This is a genomic window from Pandoraea bronchicola, from assembly GCF_902459805.1.
Lineage (GTDB): Bacteria > Pseudomonadota > Gammaproteobacteria > Burkholderiales > Burkholderiaceae > Pandoraea > Pandoraea bronchicola.
On sequence record NZ_CABPST010000010.1, the window covers coordinates 123784 to 143669 of the forward strand.

At 61.8% G+C, this 19886-nt stretch carries 17 protein-coding genes; 14 read left to right on the forward strand and 3 right to left on the reverse strand.

The features are described 5' to 3' along the window. Positions 1-69: 69 nt before the first annotated feature. The 3 genes from PBR20603_RS17715 to map form a co-directional block, all read right to left on the reverse strand. Entirely contained in the window at positions 70-1767 is a 1698-nt protein-coding gene (locus PBR20603_RS17715) for a pseudouridine synthase (RefSeq protein WP_150560816.1), read from the reverse strand. After that, a complete protein-coding gene (locus tag PBR20603_RS17720; RefSeq protein ID WP_150560817.1) occupies positions 1764-4328 on the reverse strand; it encodes a [protein-PII] uridylyltransferase in 2565 nt (854 codons plus the stop codon). The genes PBR20603_RS17715 and PBR20603_RS17720 overlap by 4 nt, the downstream gene beginning before the upstream one ends. 76 nt (positions 4329-4404) lie before the next feature. Next, positions 4405-5268, reverse strand: coding sequence for a type I methionyl aminopeptidase (map, locus tag PBR20603_RS17725; protein WP_150560818.1), 864 nt, complete (start codon positions 5266-5268; stop codon positions 4405-4407). Between the two features lie 485 nt (positions 5269-5753). Here map and rpsB point away from each other — a divergent pair, with 485 nt between their 5' ends. The 14 genes from rpsB to lpxB all read left to right on the forward strand — a co-directional run bounded on the left by rpsB (position 5754) and on the right by lpxB (position 19785). Continuing rightward, complete coding sequence (rpsB, locus tag PBR20603_RS17730; RefSeq protein ID WP_039374321.1) at positions 5754-6503, forward strand: 30S ribosomal protein S2; 750 nt, start codon at positions 5754-5756, stop codon at positions 6501-6503. Between the two features lie 154 nt (positions 6504-6657). Then, on the forward strand, positions 6658-7539 hold the full coding sequence (gene tsf, locus PBR20603_RS17735) for a translation elongation factor Ts (RefSeq protein WP_150560819.1): 882 nt from the start codon (positions 6658-6660) through the stop codon (positions 7537-7539). A 98-nt stretch (positions 7540-7637) separates the two neighbouring features. Further along, positions 7638-8351: a UMP kinase gene (gene pyrH, locus PBR20603_RS17740; RefSeq protein ID WP_039374323.1), complete on the forward strand. Its 714-nt coding sequence runs from the start codon at positions 7638-7640 to the stop codon at positions 8349-8351. A gap of 86 nt (positions 8352-8437) precedes the next feature. After that, on the forward strand, positions 8438-8998 hold the full coding sequence (gene frr, locus PBR20603_RS17745; protein WP_039374325.1) for a ribosome recycling factor: 561 nt from the start codon (positions 8438-8440) through the stop codon (positions 8996-8998). A gap of 64 nt (positions 8999-9062) precedes the next feature. Then, a complete protein-coding gene (uppS, locus tag PBR20603_RS17750; protein WP_150560820.1) occupies positions 9063-9845 on the forward strand; it encodes a polyprenyl diphosphate synthase in 783 nt (260 codons plus the stop codon). Further along, positions 9845-10654 (forward strand): phosphatidate cytidylyltransferase, encoded by an 810-nt coding sequence (locus PBR20603_RS17755; protein WP_150560821.1) that lies wholly within the window; start codon positions 9845-9847, stop codon positions 10652-10654. The genes uppS and PBR20603_RS17755 overlap by 1 nt, the downstream gene beginning before the upstream one ends. Positions 10655-10656: 2 nt before the next feature. Continuing rightward, positions 10657-11856, forward strand: coding sequence for a 1-deoxy-D-xylulose-5-phosphate reductoisomerase (gene ispC, locus PBR20603_RS17760; protein ID WP_150560822.1), 1200 nt, complete (start codon positions 10657-10659; stop codon positions 11854-11856). Between the two features lie 44 nt (positions 11857-11900). Then, positions 11901-13292 (forward strand): RIP metalloprotease RseP, encoded by a 1392-nt coding sequence (rseP, locus tag PBR20603_RS17765; protein ID WP_150560823.1) that lies wholly within the window; start codon positions 11901-11903, stop codon positions 13290-13292. A 71-nt stretch (positions 13293-13363) separates the two neighbouring features. After that, on the forward strand, positions 13364-15667 hold the full coding sequence (gene bamA / locus PBR20603_RS17770) for an outer membrane protein assembly factor BamA (protein WP_174977960.1): 2304 nt from the start codon (positions 13364-13366) through the stop codon (positions 15665-15667). A 47-nt stretch (positions 15668-15714) separates the two neighbouring features. After that, positions 15715-16257: an OmpH/Skp family outer membrane protein gene (locus PBR20603_RS17775; protein ID WP_150560825.1), complete on the forward strand. Its 543-nt coding sequence runs from the start codon at positions 15715-15717 to the stop codon at positions 16255-16257. 14 nt (positions 16258-16271) lie between these two features. Then, positions 16272-17342: a UDP-3-O-(3-hydroxymyristoyl)glucosamine N-acyltransferase gene (gene lpxD, locus PBR20603_RS17780; RefSeq protein WP_150560826.1), complete on the forward strand. Its 1071-nt coding sequence runs from the start codon at positions 16272-16274 to the stop codon at positions 17340-17342. Further along, positions 17339-17797, forward strand: a complete 459-nt coding sequence (gene fabZ, locus PBR20603_RS17785) for a 3-hydroxyacyl-ACP dehydratase FabZ (protein WP_150560827.1) — start codon at positions 17339-17341, stop codon at positions 17795-17797. The genes lpxD and fabZ overlap by 4 nt, the downstream gene beginning before the upstream one ends. Before the next feature lie 17 nt (positions 17798-17814). Further along, complete coding sequence (gene lpxA / locus PBR20603_RS17790; RefSeq protein WP_150560828.1) at positions 17815-18606, forward strand: acyl-ACP--UDP-N-acetylglucosamine O-acyltransferase; 792 nt, start codon at positions 17815-17817, stop codon at positions 18604-18606. A 3-nt stretch (positions 18607-18609) separates the two neighbouring features. Then, entirely contained in the window at positions 18610-19785 is a 1176-nt protein-coding gene (gene lpxB, locus PBR20603_RS17795) for a lipid-A-disaccharide synthase (RefSeq protein ID WP_174977961.1), read from the forward strand. Positions 19786-19886 lie beyond the last annotated feature (101 nt).

Sequence of the window (19886 nt, forward strand, 5' to 3'; positions counted from 1 at the left end):
AGTGGGTATCGACGGGAATAAAAAAAGCCCGCCTTGATGGCGGGCTTTTTCACGGGCGTCGCCGCTGGCTCAGAATCCTTCGCCAGCGCGCAGATAACGCCACTCACCCACGGGCAAGTTGCCCAGCGTGATCTGGCCCATGCGCACGCGCTTGAGGCCGGTCACATGCAGGCCAACGAGCTCGCACATCCGGCGAATCTGACGCTTCTTGCCTTCCTTGAGCACGAAACGCAGTTGCTCCGGGTTCTGCCACTCGACCTGTGCCGGCTTGAGCGGTTGATCGTCGAGTTCCAGGCCGTGGCGCAACAACGCCAGCCGCTCGGCCGGGAAGTGCGCCTCGACGTTTTTCTCATGCTCGTTGTACGACACACGCACGAGGTATTCCTTCTCGATATCCGAGTCTTCGCCGATCAGTTGCTTGGCGATACGGCCATCCTGCGTCAGGACGAGCAGGCCCGTGGAGTCGATGTCGAGGCGCCCGGCCGGTGCCAGGCTGCGCAGATGAGACGGTGAGAAGCGCACGCCTGCATCGTCTTCGGCCCAGTGGTGCTCACGCGTCACCAGAACGACGGCAGGTTCATAGCCATCTTCCGCTTGCCCGGAGACGTAGCCCACGGGCTTGTGCAGCAGGATCGTGACGCGATTGGCCTGCTCCTTTCGTGCGGCCTGAACGACGGTGATTTCCTGCGTCGGCAGAATCTTCGTGCCGAGTTCCGTGACGACCTTGCCGTCAACGCGCACCCATCCCTTGGCGATCCATTCGTCGGCTTCGCGGCGCGAGCACAGGCCGAGTTCCGACATGCGCTTGGACAGACGCAGCGACCCTGCGGCGTCGTGATGGACTTTGATGTCATCGTCGTCGTCCCGCGTGGCGCGAGGTGCGCGAGCGGGGCCGGGGCGTGTCGAACGAGGGGCGTGGGTTTCACGCTCGTCACGAGCGAAGCGGCCGCGCGGTGTGCCTTCCGTGTCACGGCGCGGACGATCTTCGTCAAAGCGACGCGGCGCGCGATCATCGGTGCCACGCTTGGCCGGGCGAGCGTAATCGCCACGGGCACCGCCTTCGGTGGCGCGGCGCGGACGATCTTCGTCAAAGCGTCGCGGCGCGCGCTCGTCGGTACTGCGTTTCACCGGGCGAGCGAAATCGCCTCGGGCACCGCCCTCGGTGGCGCGGCGCGGACGGTCTTCGTCAAAGCGTCGCGGCGCGCGATCATCGGTGCCACGCTTGGCCGGGCGAGCGAAATCGCCTCGGGCACCGCCCTCGGTGGCGCGGCGCGGGCGATCTTCGTCAAAGCGTCGCGGCGCGCGCTCGTCGGTACTGCGTTTCACCGGGCGAGCATAATCGCCTCGGGCACCGCCCTCGGTGGCGCGGCGCGGACGATCTTCGTCAAAGCGACGCGGGCGCGATGCGTCGTCAGAACGTGCGGGACGTGCCCCTGCAACACGTTCGCGCTGGCCACGTGCCGGCGCACGCTCCCCCATGGAGCGCTTCTCGTAGGGCTTGACCCCGCCGGCGCTTGCCGGTGTGCGTGGCGCAGCACCACTGCCAGCCGGGCGACGTGCGCCTGCCGGCGTCGCGGCATCGTCTGCCGGACGCGGCCGCGCCGGTTTTGCCGCAGGCTTCCTTTTCGCGCCGCTGGCGTCGAGCATCGACGCAGGCACAGCTTTGGTCGCACGACGCAGCGCGCCGGACGAACGCACCGGAGCGCGGGTCTTGTCGAGAGTGCGGGGATGTTTGGCGCCGAGTTTGGCGCGCGGGGTATCGCTCATGGTTCCAATGCTTCGAGTAATTCGGTCTCGACGGCAATTTGCAGACGATTGTCCTGCAAACGGCTGCCGTCAAGCAGGAACGTATCTTCGACACGTTCGCCGAGGGTATTGATGCGGGCGGTACGCACGCTCACGCCATGACGCGCAAGTACGCGAGCGACCGCATATAGCAAGCCGGTGCGGTCGTTAGCCGACACCGACAGCAGGTAGTACTGGCCGCGCTCGTCGGGCCGCAAATCGACGCGCGGCGTGACCGGAAAGCTGCGCGAACGTCGTGGCAGCCGTCCCTTGCTCGGCTCCGCCAGCGGTTCGACGCGCGTTAGCAACGACACCAACTCGCTTTCCACCAGATTGATGATGTCACGGTAGCTGGTATCGAGGCCGGGGTCCGTCAACAGGAAGCTATCCAGCGCGAAGCCGTGGCTGGTCGTGTGCACCTTGGCGTCGAGAATCGACAGTCCCTTACGCTCGAAATAGCCGCAAATGCGCGCGAACAGATCGACTTGATCGCGCACGTACACCATAACCTGCAGCCCTTCGCCAATCGGCGAGGGACGCGCCTTGACGATGGGGACGGCGCTGTCGACGTGCCGCCACAAATGACGCGTCTGCCATGCGACGTCCGCCGGGTCGTTGCGCAGGAAGTACGCAACGTCGAGCGTGTTCCAAAGCGCTTCCTGCGCGCGCTCGGGCACCGTATACAGACGCAGCAGCCCGAGGGCTTCCTCCTTGCGCGTTTTCAACTGTGAGCGCGGATCGGGGTTGGCGCCGCCCAGCACCTGCAAGGTCAACCGGTAAAGGTCTTCAAGCAGCTTGCCCTTCCAGGCGTTCCACACCTTCGGGCTGGTGCCGCGAATATCGGCGACAGTCAGCAGATACAGTGCCGTCAGGCGCCGCTCATTCCCGACTTTCTCGGCAAAACGCCGGATGACCTCGGGATCGGTCGTGTCTTGCTTCTGCGCGACGGTGCTCATCGTCAGATGCTCGCCGACGAGCCAGACGATCAGTTCGGTATCTTCCTTGTCGATGCCGTGACGTGTACAGAAACGTCGCGCATCAGCCATGCCCAGCGTGGAGTGATCGCCACCACGACCCTTCGCAATGTCATGAAAGAGGGCGGCGATCGTCAGCACCCACGGCCGGTCGAAGTTTGCGATCAACTGGCTGCAGAACGGATATTCGTGCGTGTGCTCCGCCACGGCGAACCGCCGGATGTTGCGCACGACCATCAGGATGTGCTGATCGACCGTGTACACGTGATACAGATCGTGTTGCATCTGTCCGACCACGCGACGGAAATTGATCAGATACCGGCCGAGCACGCTCGTCTGATTCATCAGGCGCAACGCATGCGTGATGCCTTGCGGTTGCTGAAGAATCGCAAGAAACGTGCGGCGGTTCTCGGGATCGGCGCGCCAGTGCGCATTCATCAGTTCGCGCGCATTGTACAGCGCGCGAAGCGTGCGTGCGGACAGACCTTTCACGCCGACGACCTGTTCGTACAGCAGGAATGTCTCAAGGATCGCGTTCGGATGACGCTGGTACAACTCGTCGTCCACGATCTCGATCATCCCTTGCTTCTCGACGAAGCGCTCGTTGATCACGCGCGTGACGCCGCTGGTCTGCGGAAACAAGCGAGCCTCGACGTTGAGCAGCAGAACCGTATTGAGCTGAGAAACCGCCTTCGCAGCCCAGTAGTAACGCCGCATGAGTTGCTCGCTGGCCCGTTTCGTCGTTGTGGCGTTGAAGCCAAGGCTCTGCGCGAGCGATGTCTGCATGTCGAACACCAGCACGTCCTGACGCCGCCGCGCAAGCAGGTGAAGTCGTGCTCGCAGCCCTTTCAGAAATTGTTCGTTGCGGCGCAACTCCTTTAGCTCACGGTCGGTCAGCAAATCCCGCGCGAACAATTCCGACCAGCTATTGCCAAGGCCTGCGGCCTTCGTCATCCAGAGAATGACCTGCAGATCGCGCAGTCCACCGGGACTCTCCTTGCAGTTGGGCTCGAGACTGTAAGGCGTGTCCTGATATTTCGCGTGACGCTGGCGAATTTCCAACTGCTTGCTGCGGAAAAACGCGCGTGGATCGAGGTCGGCCGAAAAGCGCTGCTCGAATTCGTCGAAAAGCGCGCGGTTGCCCGTCAGAAGCCGCGCTTCGAGCAGACTCGTTTGTACCGTGATGTCGGCACGTGCTTCGCTGATGCACTCGTTGACCGTGCGCACCGACGACCCGATTTCGAGCCCGATGTCCCAGAGAAAGCCGATGAACGGCTCTACGTGCGACGTGAGCGCTGCGCCCTCGGCATTCCGGTGCAGCAGGAGAATGTCGACGTCGGAGTGCGGATACAGCTCTCCGCGTCCATAGCCGCCGACCGCGACGAGCGCGAGATCGTCGGGCATCTGGCACTCGGCCCAGGCATCGCGCATGGCCTGATCGACGGCATGACACAAGCCGTGCAATAGCGTGTCGATCTTGCCGTGTGAAGAAAAGCGTTCGACAAGTTCGGCCTTGCGTTCCTTGAGGGCCTGACGGAGCGGAGACGGGGCGTGCGCACGCGCGTGCATGACGGCTTCCTGGGTGTGAAAGTAACGAGTCAGACCGGGCGGCCGCCCAACCGTCTGGCGGCCGGACGACGAATGCTCAGGCGGCTGCTGCGAAAGACGTTACGTACGAAGAACCGGGCGGCGGCGGGGGTGTCAGTGCCGAGTGCGTGAGCACTTCGTGACCCGTCTCCGTCACCAGCACGGTGTGCTCCCACTGCGCCGACAGGCTGCGATCTCGCGTCTTGACGGTCCATTGGTCGGGCATTGTCCGAATCTCGCGCTTGCCAGCGTTGATCATCGGTTCGATGGTGAAAATCATGCCGGTTTGCAGCACGAGCCCGGTGCCTTGCCGGCCGTAATGCAGAATTTGGGGGTCTTCGTGAAATACCTGGCCGATTCCGTGGCCGCAGTATTCGCGCACCACGCTGTACCCCTGAGCTTCGGCATGCGTCTGAATCGCCTGGCCGATATCGCCCAGATGTGCACCCGGGCGTACCTGATTGATGCCGAGCCACATGCACTCATACGTGACCTGCGCCAGACGCTTCGCGAGGATCGAGCCTTCGCCGACGATGAACATCCGGCTGGTATCGCCGAAGTACCCGTCCTTGATGACCGTGATATCGATATTGAGGGCGTCGCCGTTCTTGAGCACCTTGTCGCCGGGAATGCCGTGGCAGATCACGTCGTTGACCGAGATGCAGGTGGCCTTGGGGTAGGGCGGATAGCCCGGCGGCTGGTAGTTCAGTGGCGCCGGTACCGTGCCCTGTTCCTTGACCATGTACTCGTGACAGAGACGATCGAGTTCCCCGGTGGTGACGCCGGCGCGCACGTGCGGCGTAATGAAATCGAGCACTTCGCTGGCCAGCCGGCAGGCGACGCGCATCATTTCAATGTCGTGGGCATTCTTTAGGGTGATGGCCATTGCGGAATCGGACAAATTGCGTAAACAGTGCCGCATTATCGCATCAATGGACGGTTTTCGCCCCGTCTGGCGCGGATTTCGGCGTGTTCCGGCGATGATTTTCCGACGCTCCGGGGGCGATGCGGGGCGGCAAGGCGGAATCGGTGGGAACGCCGCGCGAACCGGGCGTTTCCGGCTTGTCATCACAAGTTCACGCGTCGCTTGAGTGCTGGCGTGGTGCGATGCTATAATCTCGGGCTAAGTCGAGGACGAATTGCTAACAAACCCGAGGGTTTTCCCTTGGATTTCAACGGTCTTCGCCGGGTTTTTGGGGTGTTTTCGCCCCAAAGTGGTGCCGAATGGCGCTGCGTCCGGTGAAGGTGCCGGGTAGCAAGCGTCGTCATCGGCTTGGAAATTTTGAAATCGCGGGCCGGCGCACCCAGGGTGCCCGATCTTCGCAGACGGGTCATGCAAAGCTGTATGGCAGTCTGGCGAAACGGGTACGGCAGCCGGTCTAAGACCTAACCCTCACGGAGAATCACATGTCTGTCACGATGCGTCAGATGCTGGAAGCGGGCGTCCACTTTGGTCACCAAACCCGTTTCTGGAACCCCAAGATGGCCCCCTATATCTTCGGCCATCGCAACAAGATTCACATCATCAACCTCGAAAAGACGTTGCCGATGTACCAGGACGCACTGAAGTACGTGCGTCAACTGGCAGCAAACCGCGGCACGATCCTGTTCGTGGGCACGAAGCGTCAAGCGCGTGAAATCGTGGCGGAAGCTGCGGGCCGCGCCGGCATGCCTTTCGTCAACAACCGTTGGCTCGGCGGCATGCTGACGAACTTCAAGACGCTGAAGTCGTCGATCAAGAAGCTCAAGGACATGGAGCAGGCTCTGGAAGCCGGCGAGCAAGAGCGCATGAGCAAGAAGGAAGCGCTGCTGTTCGATCGCGAAATGGCCAAGCTGCAGAAGTCGATCGGTGGTGTGAAGGAAATGGGCGGCATGCCCGACGCCATCTTCGTCGTCGACGTCGGTTACCACAAGATCGCCATCACCGAAGCCAACAAGCTGGGCATTCCGGTGATCGCCGTGGTCGATACGAACCACTCGCCGGAAGGTGTCGATTACGTCATCCCGGGTAACGACGACTCGAGCAAGGCAGTTGAGCTGTACGTGCAAGGCGTTGCTGACGCGATCCTCGAAGGCCGTGCAAACGCCGTGAAGGAAGTCGTGGAAGCCGTTCGCGGCGACGGCGACGAGTTCGTCGAAGTGAACGAAGAGGCGTAAGCGGCCACCGCTGCGTAACAAAAGGGGCTGCTTGTGGCGCCCCTTTTTTTTAGTCCGATTTCCCCGCGTCGGGTGCGCGGGGCGCCGAGAGCGGGCAGTGCGGCCGTTCGGGCGCCATCCTCTCCCGACTGATTCGATATACAGGAGTAACGATATGCCGGCAATTACTGCAGCAATGGTGGGCGAACTGCGCGCCAAGACCGATGCGCCGATGATGGAATGCAAGAAGGCGCTGACCGAAGCCGACGGCGACATGGTCCGTGCTGAAGAAATCCTGCGTGTCAAGCTGGGTAGCAAGGCCAGCAAGGCCGCCAGCCGTATCACTGCCGAAGGCGTGATCGCCGCTTACATCGACGACGGCAAGGGTGCCGTGGTCGAAATCAACTGCGAAACCGACTTCGTCTCGAAGAACGACGATTTCCTGAAGTTCGCCAACGACGTGGCGAAGCTGGTCGCCGAGAACAACCCGGCCGACGTGGCTGCCCTGTCGGCCCTGCCGCTCGACGGCAAGACCGTTGATCAGGTGCGCGCCGACCTCATCGGCAAGATCGGCGAAAACATGACGATCCGTCGCTTCCAGCGCTACGACACGTCGGGCAAGCTGGCAGCGTACCTGCACGGCACGCGTATCGGCGTGGTCGTCGAGTACGAAGGTGCCGATGCTGAAGTCGGCAAGAACGTCGCTATGCACATCGCCGCCATGAAGCCGGTCGCTGTGTCGGGCGATCAAGTCTCGCCGGAACTGATCGAGAAGGAGCGCAAGGTCGCTGCCGAGAAGGCTGCCGAATCGGGCAAGCCGGCAGAGATCGTGGCAAAGATGGTGGAAGGCAGCGTGCAGAAGTTCCTGAAGGAAGTCTCGCTGTTCAACCAGGCTTTCGTGAAGGACGACAAGTCGACCGTCGAGCAGATGCTCAAGGCCAACAATACGACGGTCAAGGGCTTCACCATGTTCGTGGTTGGCGAAGGCATCGAGAAGAAGCAGGACGACTTCGCTGCTGAAGTGGCCGCACAAGTCGCCGCTGCCAAGCAGTCGTAATTCGCGCAGTACCGCAGTATCCGGGGGCGGCGGTGCCGTCCCCGTTGTTTCATCCAGAATACCCCAACAGTGCCCGACCAGACTTCTTAAGGACCGCCATGTCTACTCCTTACAAACGCGTACTTCTCAAGCTCTCTGGTGAAGCCCTCATGGGTGACGATGCATTCGGCATCAATCGTGCGACCATCGAGCGCATGGTTGGCGATATTGCCGAAGTCGTTCGCCTGGGCACGCAATTGGCCGTCGTGATCGGCGGTGGCAATATTTTCCGGGGGGTGGCAGGCGGTGCCGCCGGTATGGATCGCGCAACGGCCGACTACATGGGCATGCTGGCTACGATGATGAACGCTCTGGCGCTGCAAGACGCCATGCGTCACGCCGGCATCGAGGCGCGTGTGCAGTCCGCGCTGCGCATGGACCAGGTCGTTGAACCGTACATCCGCCCGCGTGCGATCCGTCAGCTCGAAGAGGGCAAAGTCGTGATTTTCGCCGCTGGCACGGGTAACCCGTTCTTCACGACCGACACGGCGGCTGCGCTGCGCGGCTCGGAAGTCGGTGCCGAAGTGGTGCTCAAGGCGACCAAGGTCGACGGCGTGTACTCGGCTGACCCCAAGAAAGACCCCGACGCGGTAAAGTATTCGACCATCAGCTTCGATGAGGCCATTTCGAAGAACCTGCAGGTCATGGACGCGACCGCTTTCGCGCTGTGCCGCGATCAGAAGATGCCGGTGCGCGTTTTCTCGATCGTGAAGCCGGGAGCGCTCAAGCACGTTATTCTCGGCGAAGATGAGGGAACGCTCGTCCACGTTTGAGTTCAAATTGCGGCGTCGGCGTGCATTGGCGCGCCGACGCCGTATCATTTACGTTTTGCGTAACAATTCAAGGTTTGGAGGTTGTCATGAGCGTTGCTGACATCAAGAAGAATGTCGAGCAAAAGATGAAAAGCTCGATCGAGTCGTTCAAGAACAACCTGGCGAAGATTCGTACCGGTCGTGCGCATGCCGGCCTGCTCGATCACGTGCAGGTGGACTACTACGGCTCGATGGTGCCCATCTCCCAGGTCGCTAACGTGAACCTCGTGGACAGTCGTACGATCGGTGTGCAGCCGTGGGAAAAGAAGATGGTTCCCGTGGTCGAGAAGGCCATTCGTGAATCGGACCTGGGCCTGAACCCGGCCACGCAAGGTGATCTGATTCGTGTGCCGATGCCCATGCTGACCGAAGAGCGTCGCCGCGAGCTGACCAAGCTGGTCAAGTCGGAAGGCGAAGCCGCCAAGGTTGCGGTGCGTAATCTGCGTCGCGATGCCAACGAGCAACTCAAGAAGCTCGTCAAGGACAAGGAAGCGTCGGAAGACGACGAGCGTCGTGGCAGTGACGAAGTGCAAAAGCTCACGGACAAGTTTGTCGCCGAGATCGACGAGTTGGTGAAGCAGAAGGACGCCGAGATCATGACGGTCTGAGTGCTCAGGCACTCATCGTAAGATCTCCGCCGACTTTCGCACTCGACTCCCGCGCCGTATCTCAATGGGTTTTCTCAGCTCTTCGCTCTCCGTTCCCGAAACAGCGAGCATTCCGCGCCACGTAGCCATCGTCATGGATGGCAACGGGCGTTGGGCTACCAGTCGTAAATTGCCTCGCGTTGCGGGGCATAAGCGTGGCGTTGATGCCGTGCGCGAAGCGGTGACAGCATGCGCCGAACTCGGCGTCGAGTATCTGACCCTGTTCGCGTTCAGTTCCGAGAACTGGCGCCGTCCGCAGGATGAGGTCTCGACGCTCATGCAACTGTTCATCCTCGCGCTCGAGCGTGAGGTCGGGAAGCTGCACAGCAACGGCATCCGTCTGCGCGTCATCGGTGCGCTCGAGGCGTTCGAGCCGCGCATTCAGGAGCTGGTCAAGCGTGCGGAACAACGTACTCAAGACAACAAAGGTCTCACGCTGACGATTGCGGCCAACTACGGTGGGCGATGGGATATTCTGCAAGCCGCACAGAAGCTTGCCGCCGCACGTGTGGCACAGGGCGGCGAAGCCGCGCTCGAGACGCCCTTCAGTGAGGATGATCTCGCGCCATACCTGAGCATGGCTTATGCGCCGGAGCCGGATCTTTTCATCCGCACCGGCGGCGACCAGCGTGTCAGTAATTTTCTGCTCTGGCAACTGGCGTACACTGAACTGTATTTCACCGAAGAATTCTGGCCGGACTTCAACGCCAATACGCTCAAGCGGGCCGTCGCCGAGTTCCAGCAGCGCGAACGCCGTTTCGGTCGTACCAGTGCGCAAGTCCAGAACCCCTCGGGACAATCCGCCTGATGCTCAAGACACGCGTTATTACCGCTGTCGTACTTCTCGCCATTCTCTTGCCTGTGATCTTCGTCGGTACGCCGGCGCAGTTCGCATTGCTCGCTGCCGTGATCGTCGCCGCCGCCGGCTGGGAGTGGGGGCGGCTCGTCGGTCTGAACGGGACGGGCGCCATCTTCTACGGTGCGCTCGCGTTGCTGGGCGTGGGCTTCACGTGGGCGGGCGGCTGGATGCTTTCGTCGATCTGGCTCAAGCCCGCTGCCATTTTCTGGCTGTTGGCCGGGCCGTATACGCTGGCCCGCAAGCCGGCAACCAAGGGGGCATGGCGCGGCTTGCTGCTCGTCGCGGGCCCGGTGTTGCTGATCGCGGCATGGCAGGCGCTGTGCCTGGCGCGTGAGCGCGGCATAGCATTCCTGCTTTCGGTGCTCGTGATCGTCTGGCTTGCCGACACCGGTGCCTATTTTGCCGGTCGTGCGTTCGGTCGCCGCAAGCTCGCCCCCTCCATCAGTCCCGGAAAGTCTTGGGAAGGGGCCATCGGAGGATGGCTGCTGGTGCTCGTGGTTGCGGCGGCGGTTCTGGCGAGCGGCTTACAGGCGCCGACCCTCGTTTCCCATCTCGCAGGCACGCTCGGCCTGGCACTTGGCGCATTGGCGCTGACGGTGCTGGTGGCCTTCTCGGTCGTGGGCGATCTGTTCGAATCTCAACTCAAGCGGCAAGCCGGCGTGAAAGATTCCAGCGCGCTGCTGCCTGGCCACGGGGGCGTGCTCGACAGAATCGACGCGTTGCTCCCTGTGCTCCCGCTGGCTCTGCTCTTCGTCTGATCATGTCGCAACATCTCTCTATTCTTGGCTCCACCGGCTCCATCGGCGTTAGCACGCTCGATGTGGTGGGGCGTCATCCCGATCGGTTCTCTGTCTACGCGCTGTCCGCGCATCGCAATCTGGACCGCCTGTTCGAGCAGTGCGTTGCGCATCGCCCGAAGGTGGCGGTGGTGGCCGATGCCGAAGGCGCTCGTTCGCTTGCGGCGCGTCTGGCAGATGCGGGCCTGAAGATCGAAGTGGCTTACGGTCCGCAGGCGTTGATCGAGATCGCGCAGGCGCCCGAGGTCACGATGGTCGTCGCTGCCATCGTCGGTGCCGCGGGGCTCCAGTCGACGCTCGCCGCCGCTCGTGCGGGCAAGCGTATCCTGCTCGCGAACAAGGAGTCGCTGGTACTCTCCGGCGCGCTGTTCATGGCGACCGCTGAGCGCGCGGGCGCGACATTGCTGCCGCTCGACAGCGAACACAACGCCATCTTCCAATGCCTGCCGCAGGTGGCCGGGGAGAACCGGATTTCGACCCGTGGCGTGGAAAAGCTGGTGCTGACCGCCTCGGGGGGGCCGTTCCGTGAACGCGAGTTGGCGTCGCTTGAGAATGTGACACCGGACGAGGCATGTGCGCACCCTAACTGGGTGATGGGCCGCAAGATTTCGGTGGATTCCGCCAGCATGATGAACAAGGGGCTGGAGGTCATTGAAGCTCGCTGGCTGTTCAATATGCCTGCCGAGAAGATCGAAGTGCTGATCCATCCGCAGAGCGTGATCCACTCGATGGTGACGTACACCGACGGCTCGACGCTTGCCCAGCTCGGCAACCCCGATATGCGCACGCCGATTGCGCACGCGCTGGCATTCCCGGATCGCGTGACTTCCGGGGTGGCGGGGCTGAACCTCGCGGATATCGCCAAACTGACTTTCGAAGCGCCGGATCTGCGACGTTTCCCGTGCCTGCGCCTGGCGTTCGATACCTTGCGCAGCGGGGGGACGGCTGGCGCGCTGCTCAATGCGGCGAACGAAATTGCGGTGGGGGCCTTCCTGGAAGAGCGCATTCGCTTTACCGCCATCGCGCAGGTCGTCGAGCAGGTGCTCGATACGGTCGCGGTCGGTGAGGCCACCTCGCTCGATGTCGTGCTCGAGGCCGATCGTCGTGCGCGCGAAGTGGCGGCGGGTATCGTCGCCAAGCTTCCGGCGCCGGCGTCGTCCTGATGCCCAAGTCCATGTCGTAACGTCCACCGGGCTCGAATTCGCTCATGACTCTGCTGACCACGTTGCTCGCGTTCGCCGTCGCCATTGGCGTGTTGGTGGTGTTCCATGAGTTGGGCCACTACACCGTCGCGCGGCTGTGCGGGGTCAAGGTTCTCCGATTCTCGGTCGGGTTCGGCGTGCCGTTGCTCAAGTGGACGATGGGACGCGATCGCACGGAGTGGACCGTCTGCGCGTTGCCGCTTGGCGGCTACGTCAGAATGCTCGACGAGCGCGACGAGACGCAGGTCGTCGCCCCGGAAGATCGGGCGCGTGCTTTCAATCGTCAGTCTGTCTACAAGCGTTTTGCCATCGTTGCGGCCGGTCCGGTCGCGAACTTCCTTCTTGCCATCGCACTCTACGCAGGCCTTAATCTGGCCGGCGTGACGGAGCCGGTCGCGCGTATTGCGCCGCCGGCCGCCGGGACATTGGCTGCGCGCGCCGGTATGTCCGGCGGCGAGCTGATTACGGGCGTTCGCGAGAATGGCAGCAGCGCTGACGAAGCCGTCGGCGACGAGGTGCCGGTGCGTTCCTGGGAAGACCTTCGCTGGCGTCTGGTCGATCCGGTAATCGAAGGGCAGCGCGTCACGCTGGTGGCCCGTACCCGCGACGGTCGTGCCGAGTACATGCTCGACGCCGCAGGCCAGCATTTCGATGCCGATGGCGAGCAGGACTTCATGCAGCGTCTCGGACTGGTGCCGTCGGCGCGCGTCAAGGTCGGGCAACTCATGGCGGGCGGGGCAGCGGGTCTTGCAGGACTGCGCGTCGGTGACGAGATCACCGCCATCGATGGTAGTCCTGTCGGTTCGGCGAAGGCGCTGGTGGACGCTGTGCGCGCTCACCCGGGAAGGCCGATGACGCTTACGGTGCGGCGTGATGGCGCGCTGCGCAACGTCACGCTGACACCGAGTGCGGAGGTCGATCCGGCCGAGGCGGGTGGCGCACGCGTGGGCAAGATCGGTGCGGCGCTGGCCAGCCAGGTCGACACAGTGACAGTGCGGTACGGGCTATTCGAGGCGATTGGCCGCGGCGCGCAGCGCACGTGGGACGTTACGGCGTTCAGCGTGCGGATGTTCGGGAAGATGATCACCGGGCAGGCATCGCTGAAGAATCTGAGCGGGCCGGTAACGATTGCGGACTATGCGGGGCGTTCGGCCAGACTCGGGCTGGATTATTTCATTGCCTTTCTCGCGCTTGTCAGCATTAGCCTCGGCGTATTGAATCTGTTACCAATTCCAGTTTTGGACGGTGGCTATCTGTTATATTATGCGGTCGAAGCGATTACCGGTCGGGCAGTTTCCGAGCGGTGGCAGGGCGCGCTGCAACGAGTGGGCATCGTTTGCATCCTCGCGCTCTCTGCCGTAGCACTTTTCAATGACCTGTCGAAGTTGCTGCACTAGACGGCGTCACGAGCCTGCCGTCGCAGGCAAATCCGAGTTTTTACGATTCAATTGTTTCTTGGGGAAGCAAGTTGTCGAATAAATACCACCTTGTTCCGAAGACCCTGGTGATTGCGGTTCTGGCGGCACACAGTTTCCTGGCACGCGCCGTCGAGCCGTTCGTGGTCAAGGATATCCGAGTGGAGGGCTTGCAGCGCATCGAACCCGGTACCGTGTTCTCGTACTTGCCGGTCAAACCGGGCGACAAGTTCAACGACGATAAGGGCACCGAAGCAATTCGTGCCCTTTATGCAACGGGCCTGTTCTCGGACGTCAGCGTTGAAGCGCAAGGCAGCGTGCTGGTGGTGCACGTCAACGAGCGTCCCGCGATTGCTTCCATCGATTTCCTCGGCATCAAGGAATTCGACAAGGACGGTCTGAAGAAGGCATTGCGCTCGGTTGGCCTGACCGAAGGCCGCACCTTCGACCGCAACCTGCTCGACAAGTCGGAGCAGGAACTCAAGCGTCAATACCTTACGCGCGGTTACTACGCTGCCGAGGTGAAGACGACGGTCACGCCGCTCGAGCGTAACCGCGTGGGCATCCAGTTCGCCGTGACCGAAGGCCCTAAGGCAACGATCCAGCAGATCAACTTCGTCGGCAACAAGGCGTTTTCGTCGTCGGATCTGATGGCGGAGATGGAACTCGGCACGCCGAACTGGCTGTCGTGGTATTCGAAGAACGACTTGTACTCCAAGGACAAGCTCACGGGCGATCTGGAAAAGCTGCGTTCGTTCTATCTGAATCGCGGTTACCTGGAATTCAATATCGACTCCACCGACGTTTCGATTACGCCGGACAAGGACGAGATGTTCCTGACGATCAACGTGCACGAAGGCGAGCCGTACAAGGTTTCGGACGTCAAGCTCGGCGGCGAGATGCTGGGCAAGCAGGACGACATTCAGAAGCTCGTGCAACTGAAGGCTGGCGACACGTTCTCGGCGGCCAAGCTGCAAGCCAGCACGAAGGCCATTTCCGATCTGCTCGGTAACTATGGCTTCGCATTCGCCAATGTGAATGCCCAGCCGACGATCGACCGTAACAACCACACGGTGGCATTGGCGCTGACGATCGATCCGGGCCGTCGCGTGTACGTTCGCAAGATCAACATCGTGGGTAACTCGCGCACGCGTGACGAAGTGATTCGCCGCGAGCTGCGCCAGCTCGAAAGCTCGTGGTACGACGCCGACCGCCTGAAGCTGTCGCAGGATCGTATCAATCGTCTGGGCTACTTCACCGACGTGAACGTGACGACCGAGCCGGTGGCCGGTTCGAACGATCAGGTCGACCTTCAGGTGAAGGTGGAAGAAAAGCCGACCGGTACGATCAACGTGGGTGCGGGTTTCTCCTCGACCGACAAGGTGGTGCTGCAAGCGGGTATCAGCCAGGACAACGTTTTCGGTTCGGGCACATCGCTGTCGGTGAACGTGAATACCGGTAAGACCTACCGCACGTTGGCGGTTACGCAGGTCGATCCGTACTTCACGGTTGACGGTGTGAGCCGCATTACCGACGTCTACTACCGCACGTATCAGCCGCTGCTGCTTACGAGCGATTCGGATTTCCGTATCAATACGTTGGGCGGTAACCTGAAGTTCGGTGTGCCGTTCTCGGAAGTCGATACGGTGTTCTTCGGCATCGGCTTCGAACAGACGCGTCTGCACCTGACGAGCGATGGCACGACACCGCAACGCTACATCGACTACGCGAACCAGTTCGGCTACGTCAGCAACAACTATCCGCTGACCGTGGGTTGGTCGCGCGATTCGCGTGACAGCGCACTGATTCCGAACCGCGGTCACTATCAGCAGGCCAACCTCGAAGTCGGCACGCCGATCGGCACGACCAAGTACTTCCGTGCTTACTACCAGCACCAGTACTACTACCCGGTGAGCCGTGGCTTCACGCTGGCGCTTAACGGCGAAGTTGGCTACGGCCACGGTATGGGCGGTCAGCCGTTCCCGATCTTCAAGAACTACTTCGCCGGCGGTATTGGTTCGGTGCGGGGTTATGAGCCGAGCTCGCTGGGTCCGAAGGACACCAACAACGAGCCGCTGGGGGGTGCGTCGAAGCTGATCGGTAACATTGAACTGACGTTCCCGCTGCCGGGCACGGGTTATGACCGCACGCTCCGTATCTTCACGTTCATGGACGGCGGTAACGTGTTCGATAACGGCCAGGCGATTACCTTCAATAACCTGCGCTATTCTTATGGTTTTGGCCTGTCGTGGATTTCACCGATTGGCCCGCTCAAGCTCTCGATGGGCTTCCCGCTCGTCAAGAAGACCGGCGACCAGTATCAGAAATTCCAGTTCCAGGTCGGTACGTCGTTCTAATCGCGACACATCGACCGGTTCCGAACGTTTCATCGTTGTAAAGGGGTATGACATTGAACGGTATCCGTAAGCATTGCCTTCGCGGCGTCGCCGCGGCGTTGCTGGCTGGCGCGGCGTTTGCCGCCATGGCTCAGGATGCGCGCATCGCCGCTGTCAATTCGGATCGCATTCTTCGCGATTCCGCACCGGCCAAGGCCGCACAAGCCAAGCTCGAAGCCGAGTTCTCCAAGCGGGACGGGGATCTGCAGGCGATGGCGCAACGTCTGAAGGCGATGTCGGACAAGCTCGACAAGGACAACCCGACGTTGTCCGACGCCGAGCGCGCCAAGCGCCAACGTGATCTGGCTGCTGCCGACACCGAGTTCCAGCGCAAGCAGCGCGAGTTTCGTGAAGACCTGAATCAGCGTCGCAACGAAGAACTCGCGGCGGTGCTCGATCGTGCCAACCGCGTCATCAAGCAGATTGCTGAAACAGACAAATACGATCTGATCGTGCAGGAAGCGGTCTACGTGAGTCCGCGTATCGACATTACCGACAAGGTGCTCAAGACGCTGAACGCAAGTTCGGGTAGTGGCACTGGCGGCAAGTGACGGGCGCGTCGTCCATGCCGGCATTGCCGTCGGTTTCGCTGGCCCAATTGGTCGCCCGCTTCGGCGGCGACCTCGTGGGTGACGGTGAAGTGACGGTCGATGGTCTGGCGCCGCTCGATCGTGCGAGCGCAAAGCAACTCGCGTTCCTGTCCAATCCGCTGTATCTCGCCGAAGTGCCTAACTCGGGCGCGGCGGCCGTGATTCTCTCCAAAGCCGACTTCGACAAGCTGCCATCGCATGACGGGCGCGCGTGGATCATCGCGCCGAATCCTTATGCGTACTTCGCGCGTGTCGCACAGATGTTCGCGCAAGCGGCGGCACCTGTGCCTGCCGCGGGTATTCATCCGAGCGCGGTCGTCGATCCCACGGCCGTGGTGCCGGCATCGTGTGTCATCGGTCCGAACGTTGTGATCGAGGCGGGTGCGCGTCTGGGAGAGCGGGTTCGTCTGGTGGCGAACGTGTTCATCGGCCGCGGCACGACGTTGGGTGACGATGTGCTCGTCTATCCGAACGCCACGCTGTACCACACGAGCGTGATTGGCGCGCGTTGCGTGATCCACGCGGGCGCGGTGATCGGCTCGGACGGTTTCGGATTCGCCCCCGATTTCTCCGCTGCGAGTGGCGAGTGGGTCAAGATTCCCCAGGTGGGACGTGCAGTGATCGAAGATGACGTCGAAATCGGCGCATCGACCTCCATCGATCGCGGCGCGATGGCCGACACCGTGATCGAGCGCGGCTGCAAGATCGACAATCAGGTGCAGATCGCGCACAACGTGCGCGTGGGTGCCTACACGGTGATTGCCGCATGTACGGGCATCGCCGGCAGCAGTACTATCGGGAAGTTCTGCATGCTGGGCGGCGCCGTGGGCGTGGCCGGGCATGTGACGATTGGCGACCGCGTCATCGTGACGGCCAAGTCGGGGGTATCGAAGTCGATTCCTGGCCCGGGTACCTATACGAGCGCGTTTCCGGCAATTCCGAACGCCGAATGGAACAAAAACGCGGCCATCATGCGCAATCTGGATAAGATGCGCGAGCGCGTGCGTCAACTTGAAGCGAAGGTCAAAGACCTGCAAGGCAAATGAGCGAGACTACTATTACTATCGACATCCACAAGATCATGAAGCTGCTGCCGCATCGGTATCCGATGCTGATGGTGGATCGCGTGATCGGCCTGGAGCCGCACAAGAACATCAAGGTCATCAAGAACGTCACGATCAATGAGCCGTACTTCACGGGCCATTATCCGCAGCGTCCGGTGATGCCGGGCGTGCTGATCATTGAAGCGCTGGCGCAAGCCGCTGCGCTGCTGACTTTCTCGGAAGAGGCGGTGCACGACGAGAATTCGCTCTACTATTTCGTGGGCATCGACAGCGTTCGCTTCAAGCGTCCGGTCGAACCGGGTGACCAACTCGTGCTCGACGTCGACTTCCTGAGCGAGCGTCGTGGCTTTTACAAGTTCAAGGGCAAGGTGTTGGTAGAGGGCAAGATCGCGGCGGAAGCCGAGTTCATGTGCATGGTCAAGAAGAACGGCGAATAACCGGAATTGAGACGCTCATGACCAACATTCATCCCACCGCGGTCGTTGACCCGAAGGCGCAACTGGCTGATGACGTCGCCGTCGGCCCTTATGCGATCGTCGGGCCGAATGTGACGATCGGCGCCGGTACGCAGATTCTTTCGCATACGGTCGTCGACGGCCACACGACGCTGGGCGAGGGCAACAAGATTGGCCCGTTCGCGTCGATTGGCGGCAGTCCGCAGGACATGAAGTACGCCGGCGAGCCGACGAGGCTCGTCATTGGCGACCGCAATACGATCCGCGAATTCACGACGATCCACACCGGCACGGTGCAGGACGGCGGCCTGACCGGTGTCGGCAACGACAACTGGATCATGGCTTACGTGCACATCGCGCACGATTGCCACGTGGGCAACCATACGGTGTTCTCGAGCAATGCGCAGCTGGCCGGTCACGTCAATGTTGACGACTGGGCGATCATTGGCGGCATGACCGGCGTGCATCAGTTCGTGCGCATCGGCGCGCATTCGATGGTGGGTGGGGCGTCCGTGCTCGTGCAGGACGTGCCGCCGTTCGTGATTGCGTCCGGCGATCGCGCTGTGCCTTACGGCATCAACGTCGAGGGGCTGCGTCGCCGCAACTTCACGGCCGATGCCATCACTGCGCTGCGCCACGCCTACAAGCTGCTCTACAAGAGCGGGTTGACGCTCGACGAAGCGAAAGTGCAGATCGAGGCCTTTGGCAACGCAGGTGCGACGGACGTGTCCGACGCCGTGCGAACGCTGCTCGATTTCCTCAATTCCAGCACGCGCGGTATCGTGCGCTGACCTATGCCGCCGACCCTTCCCGGCGCCGGCCAGCGAACCCTGGCGATGGTGGCCGGGGAGCTGTCTGGCGATCTCATTGCCGGCAATGTCCTTGCCGGTCTCAAGCAAAGCCTTCCCGCCGACATCGCGTACGCAGGTGTTGGTGGTCCGCATATGGCGGAAGAGGGCTTTGACGCCTATTGGCCGATCGACAAGCTCTCCGTCATGGGCTACGTCGAAGTCATCAAGCATCTGCGCGAAATTCTCTCGATTCGCAAGCAACTTCGCGAGCGCTGGCTGGCGGACAAGCCGTTGGCATTTGTCGGCTTCGACGCGCCAGACTTCAACTTCGATCTCGAAATCAAGCTACGCGAAGCGGGCATTCCCACGATTCATTTCGTGAGCCCGTCGATCTGGGCGTGGCGCGGCGGGCGCATCAAGAAGATCAAGCGCGCGGTCGATCATATGTTGTGCCTGTTCCCGTTCGAGCCGGAGATTTACCACCGGGCGGGCATCGACGCGACGTTCGTCGGCCATCCGATGGCCGACAAGATACCGATGGTGCCCGATGTTGCCGGCGCACGAGCCAGGCTGGCGCTCCACGGGCACGGCCCGGTCGTTGCCGTCTTGCCGGGGAGCCGGACGTCGGAGGTGCAACGTCTCACGCCGGTGTTTTTCGCCGCGATGCGTTTGCTGGCCAGGCGCGACCCGTCGATTCGCTTCGTGCTTCCGGCCGCAACGCCGCGTCTGCGCACGCTGATGCAACCGATCTTCGACGCGCACAGCGACCTCAATCTGACCGTGACGGATGGTCATGCCCCGCTGGCCCTCGAGGCCGCAGACAGCGTGCTGCTCGCAAGCGGTACCGCCACCCTGGAAGCGGCGCTGTACAAAAAGCCGATGGTCATCTCGTACAAAGTGCCTTGGCTGACGGCGCAGATCATGAAACGTCAAGGGTATTTGCCGTACGTTGGTTTGCCGAACATTTTGTCGGGCGAATTCGTCGTGCCGGAGTTGCTGCAACATTTTGCGACCCCGGAAGCGCTTGCCGATGCCGTCTGGAAGCAACTGACCGATCCGGCGTTGCGCGACTCCCTGCAGGCACGCTTTACGAAGATTCACGAGCAACTGCGCCAGAACACGGCGGCGCGTTCTGCCGAAGTGATCGAGCGCGTGTTGCGCGAAAAAGGGCGGATATGAGCGACGAAGTCAAAGTGCGCCGTGTTGCGCCCAAGGGGGCATCGGGCGATAGCGTTGCGCCCAGGGTTGCCAAACCGCGTGCCCGCGCCGCCAAGACACCG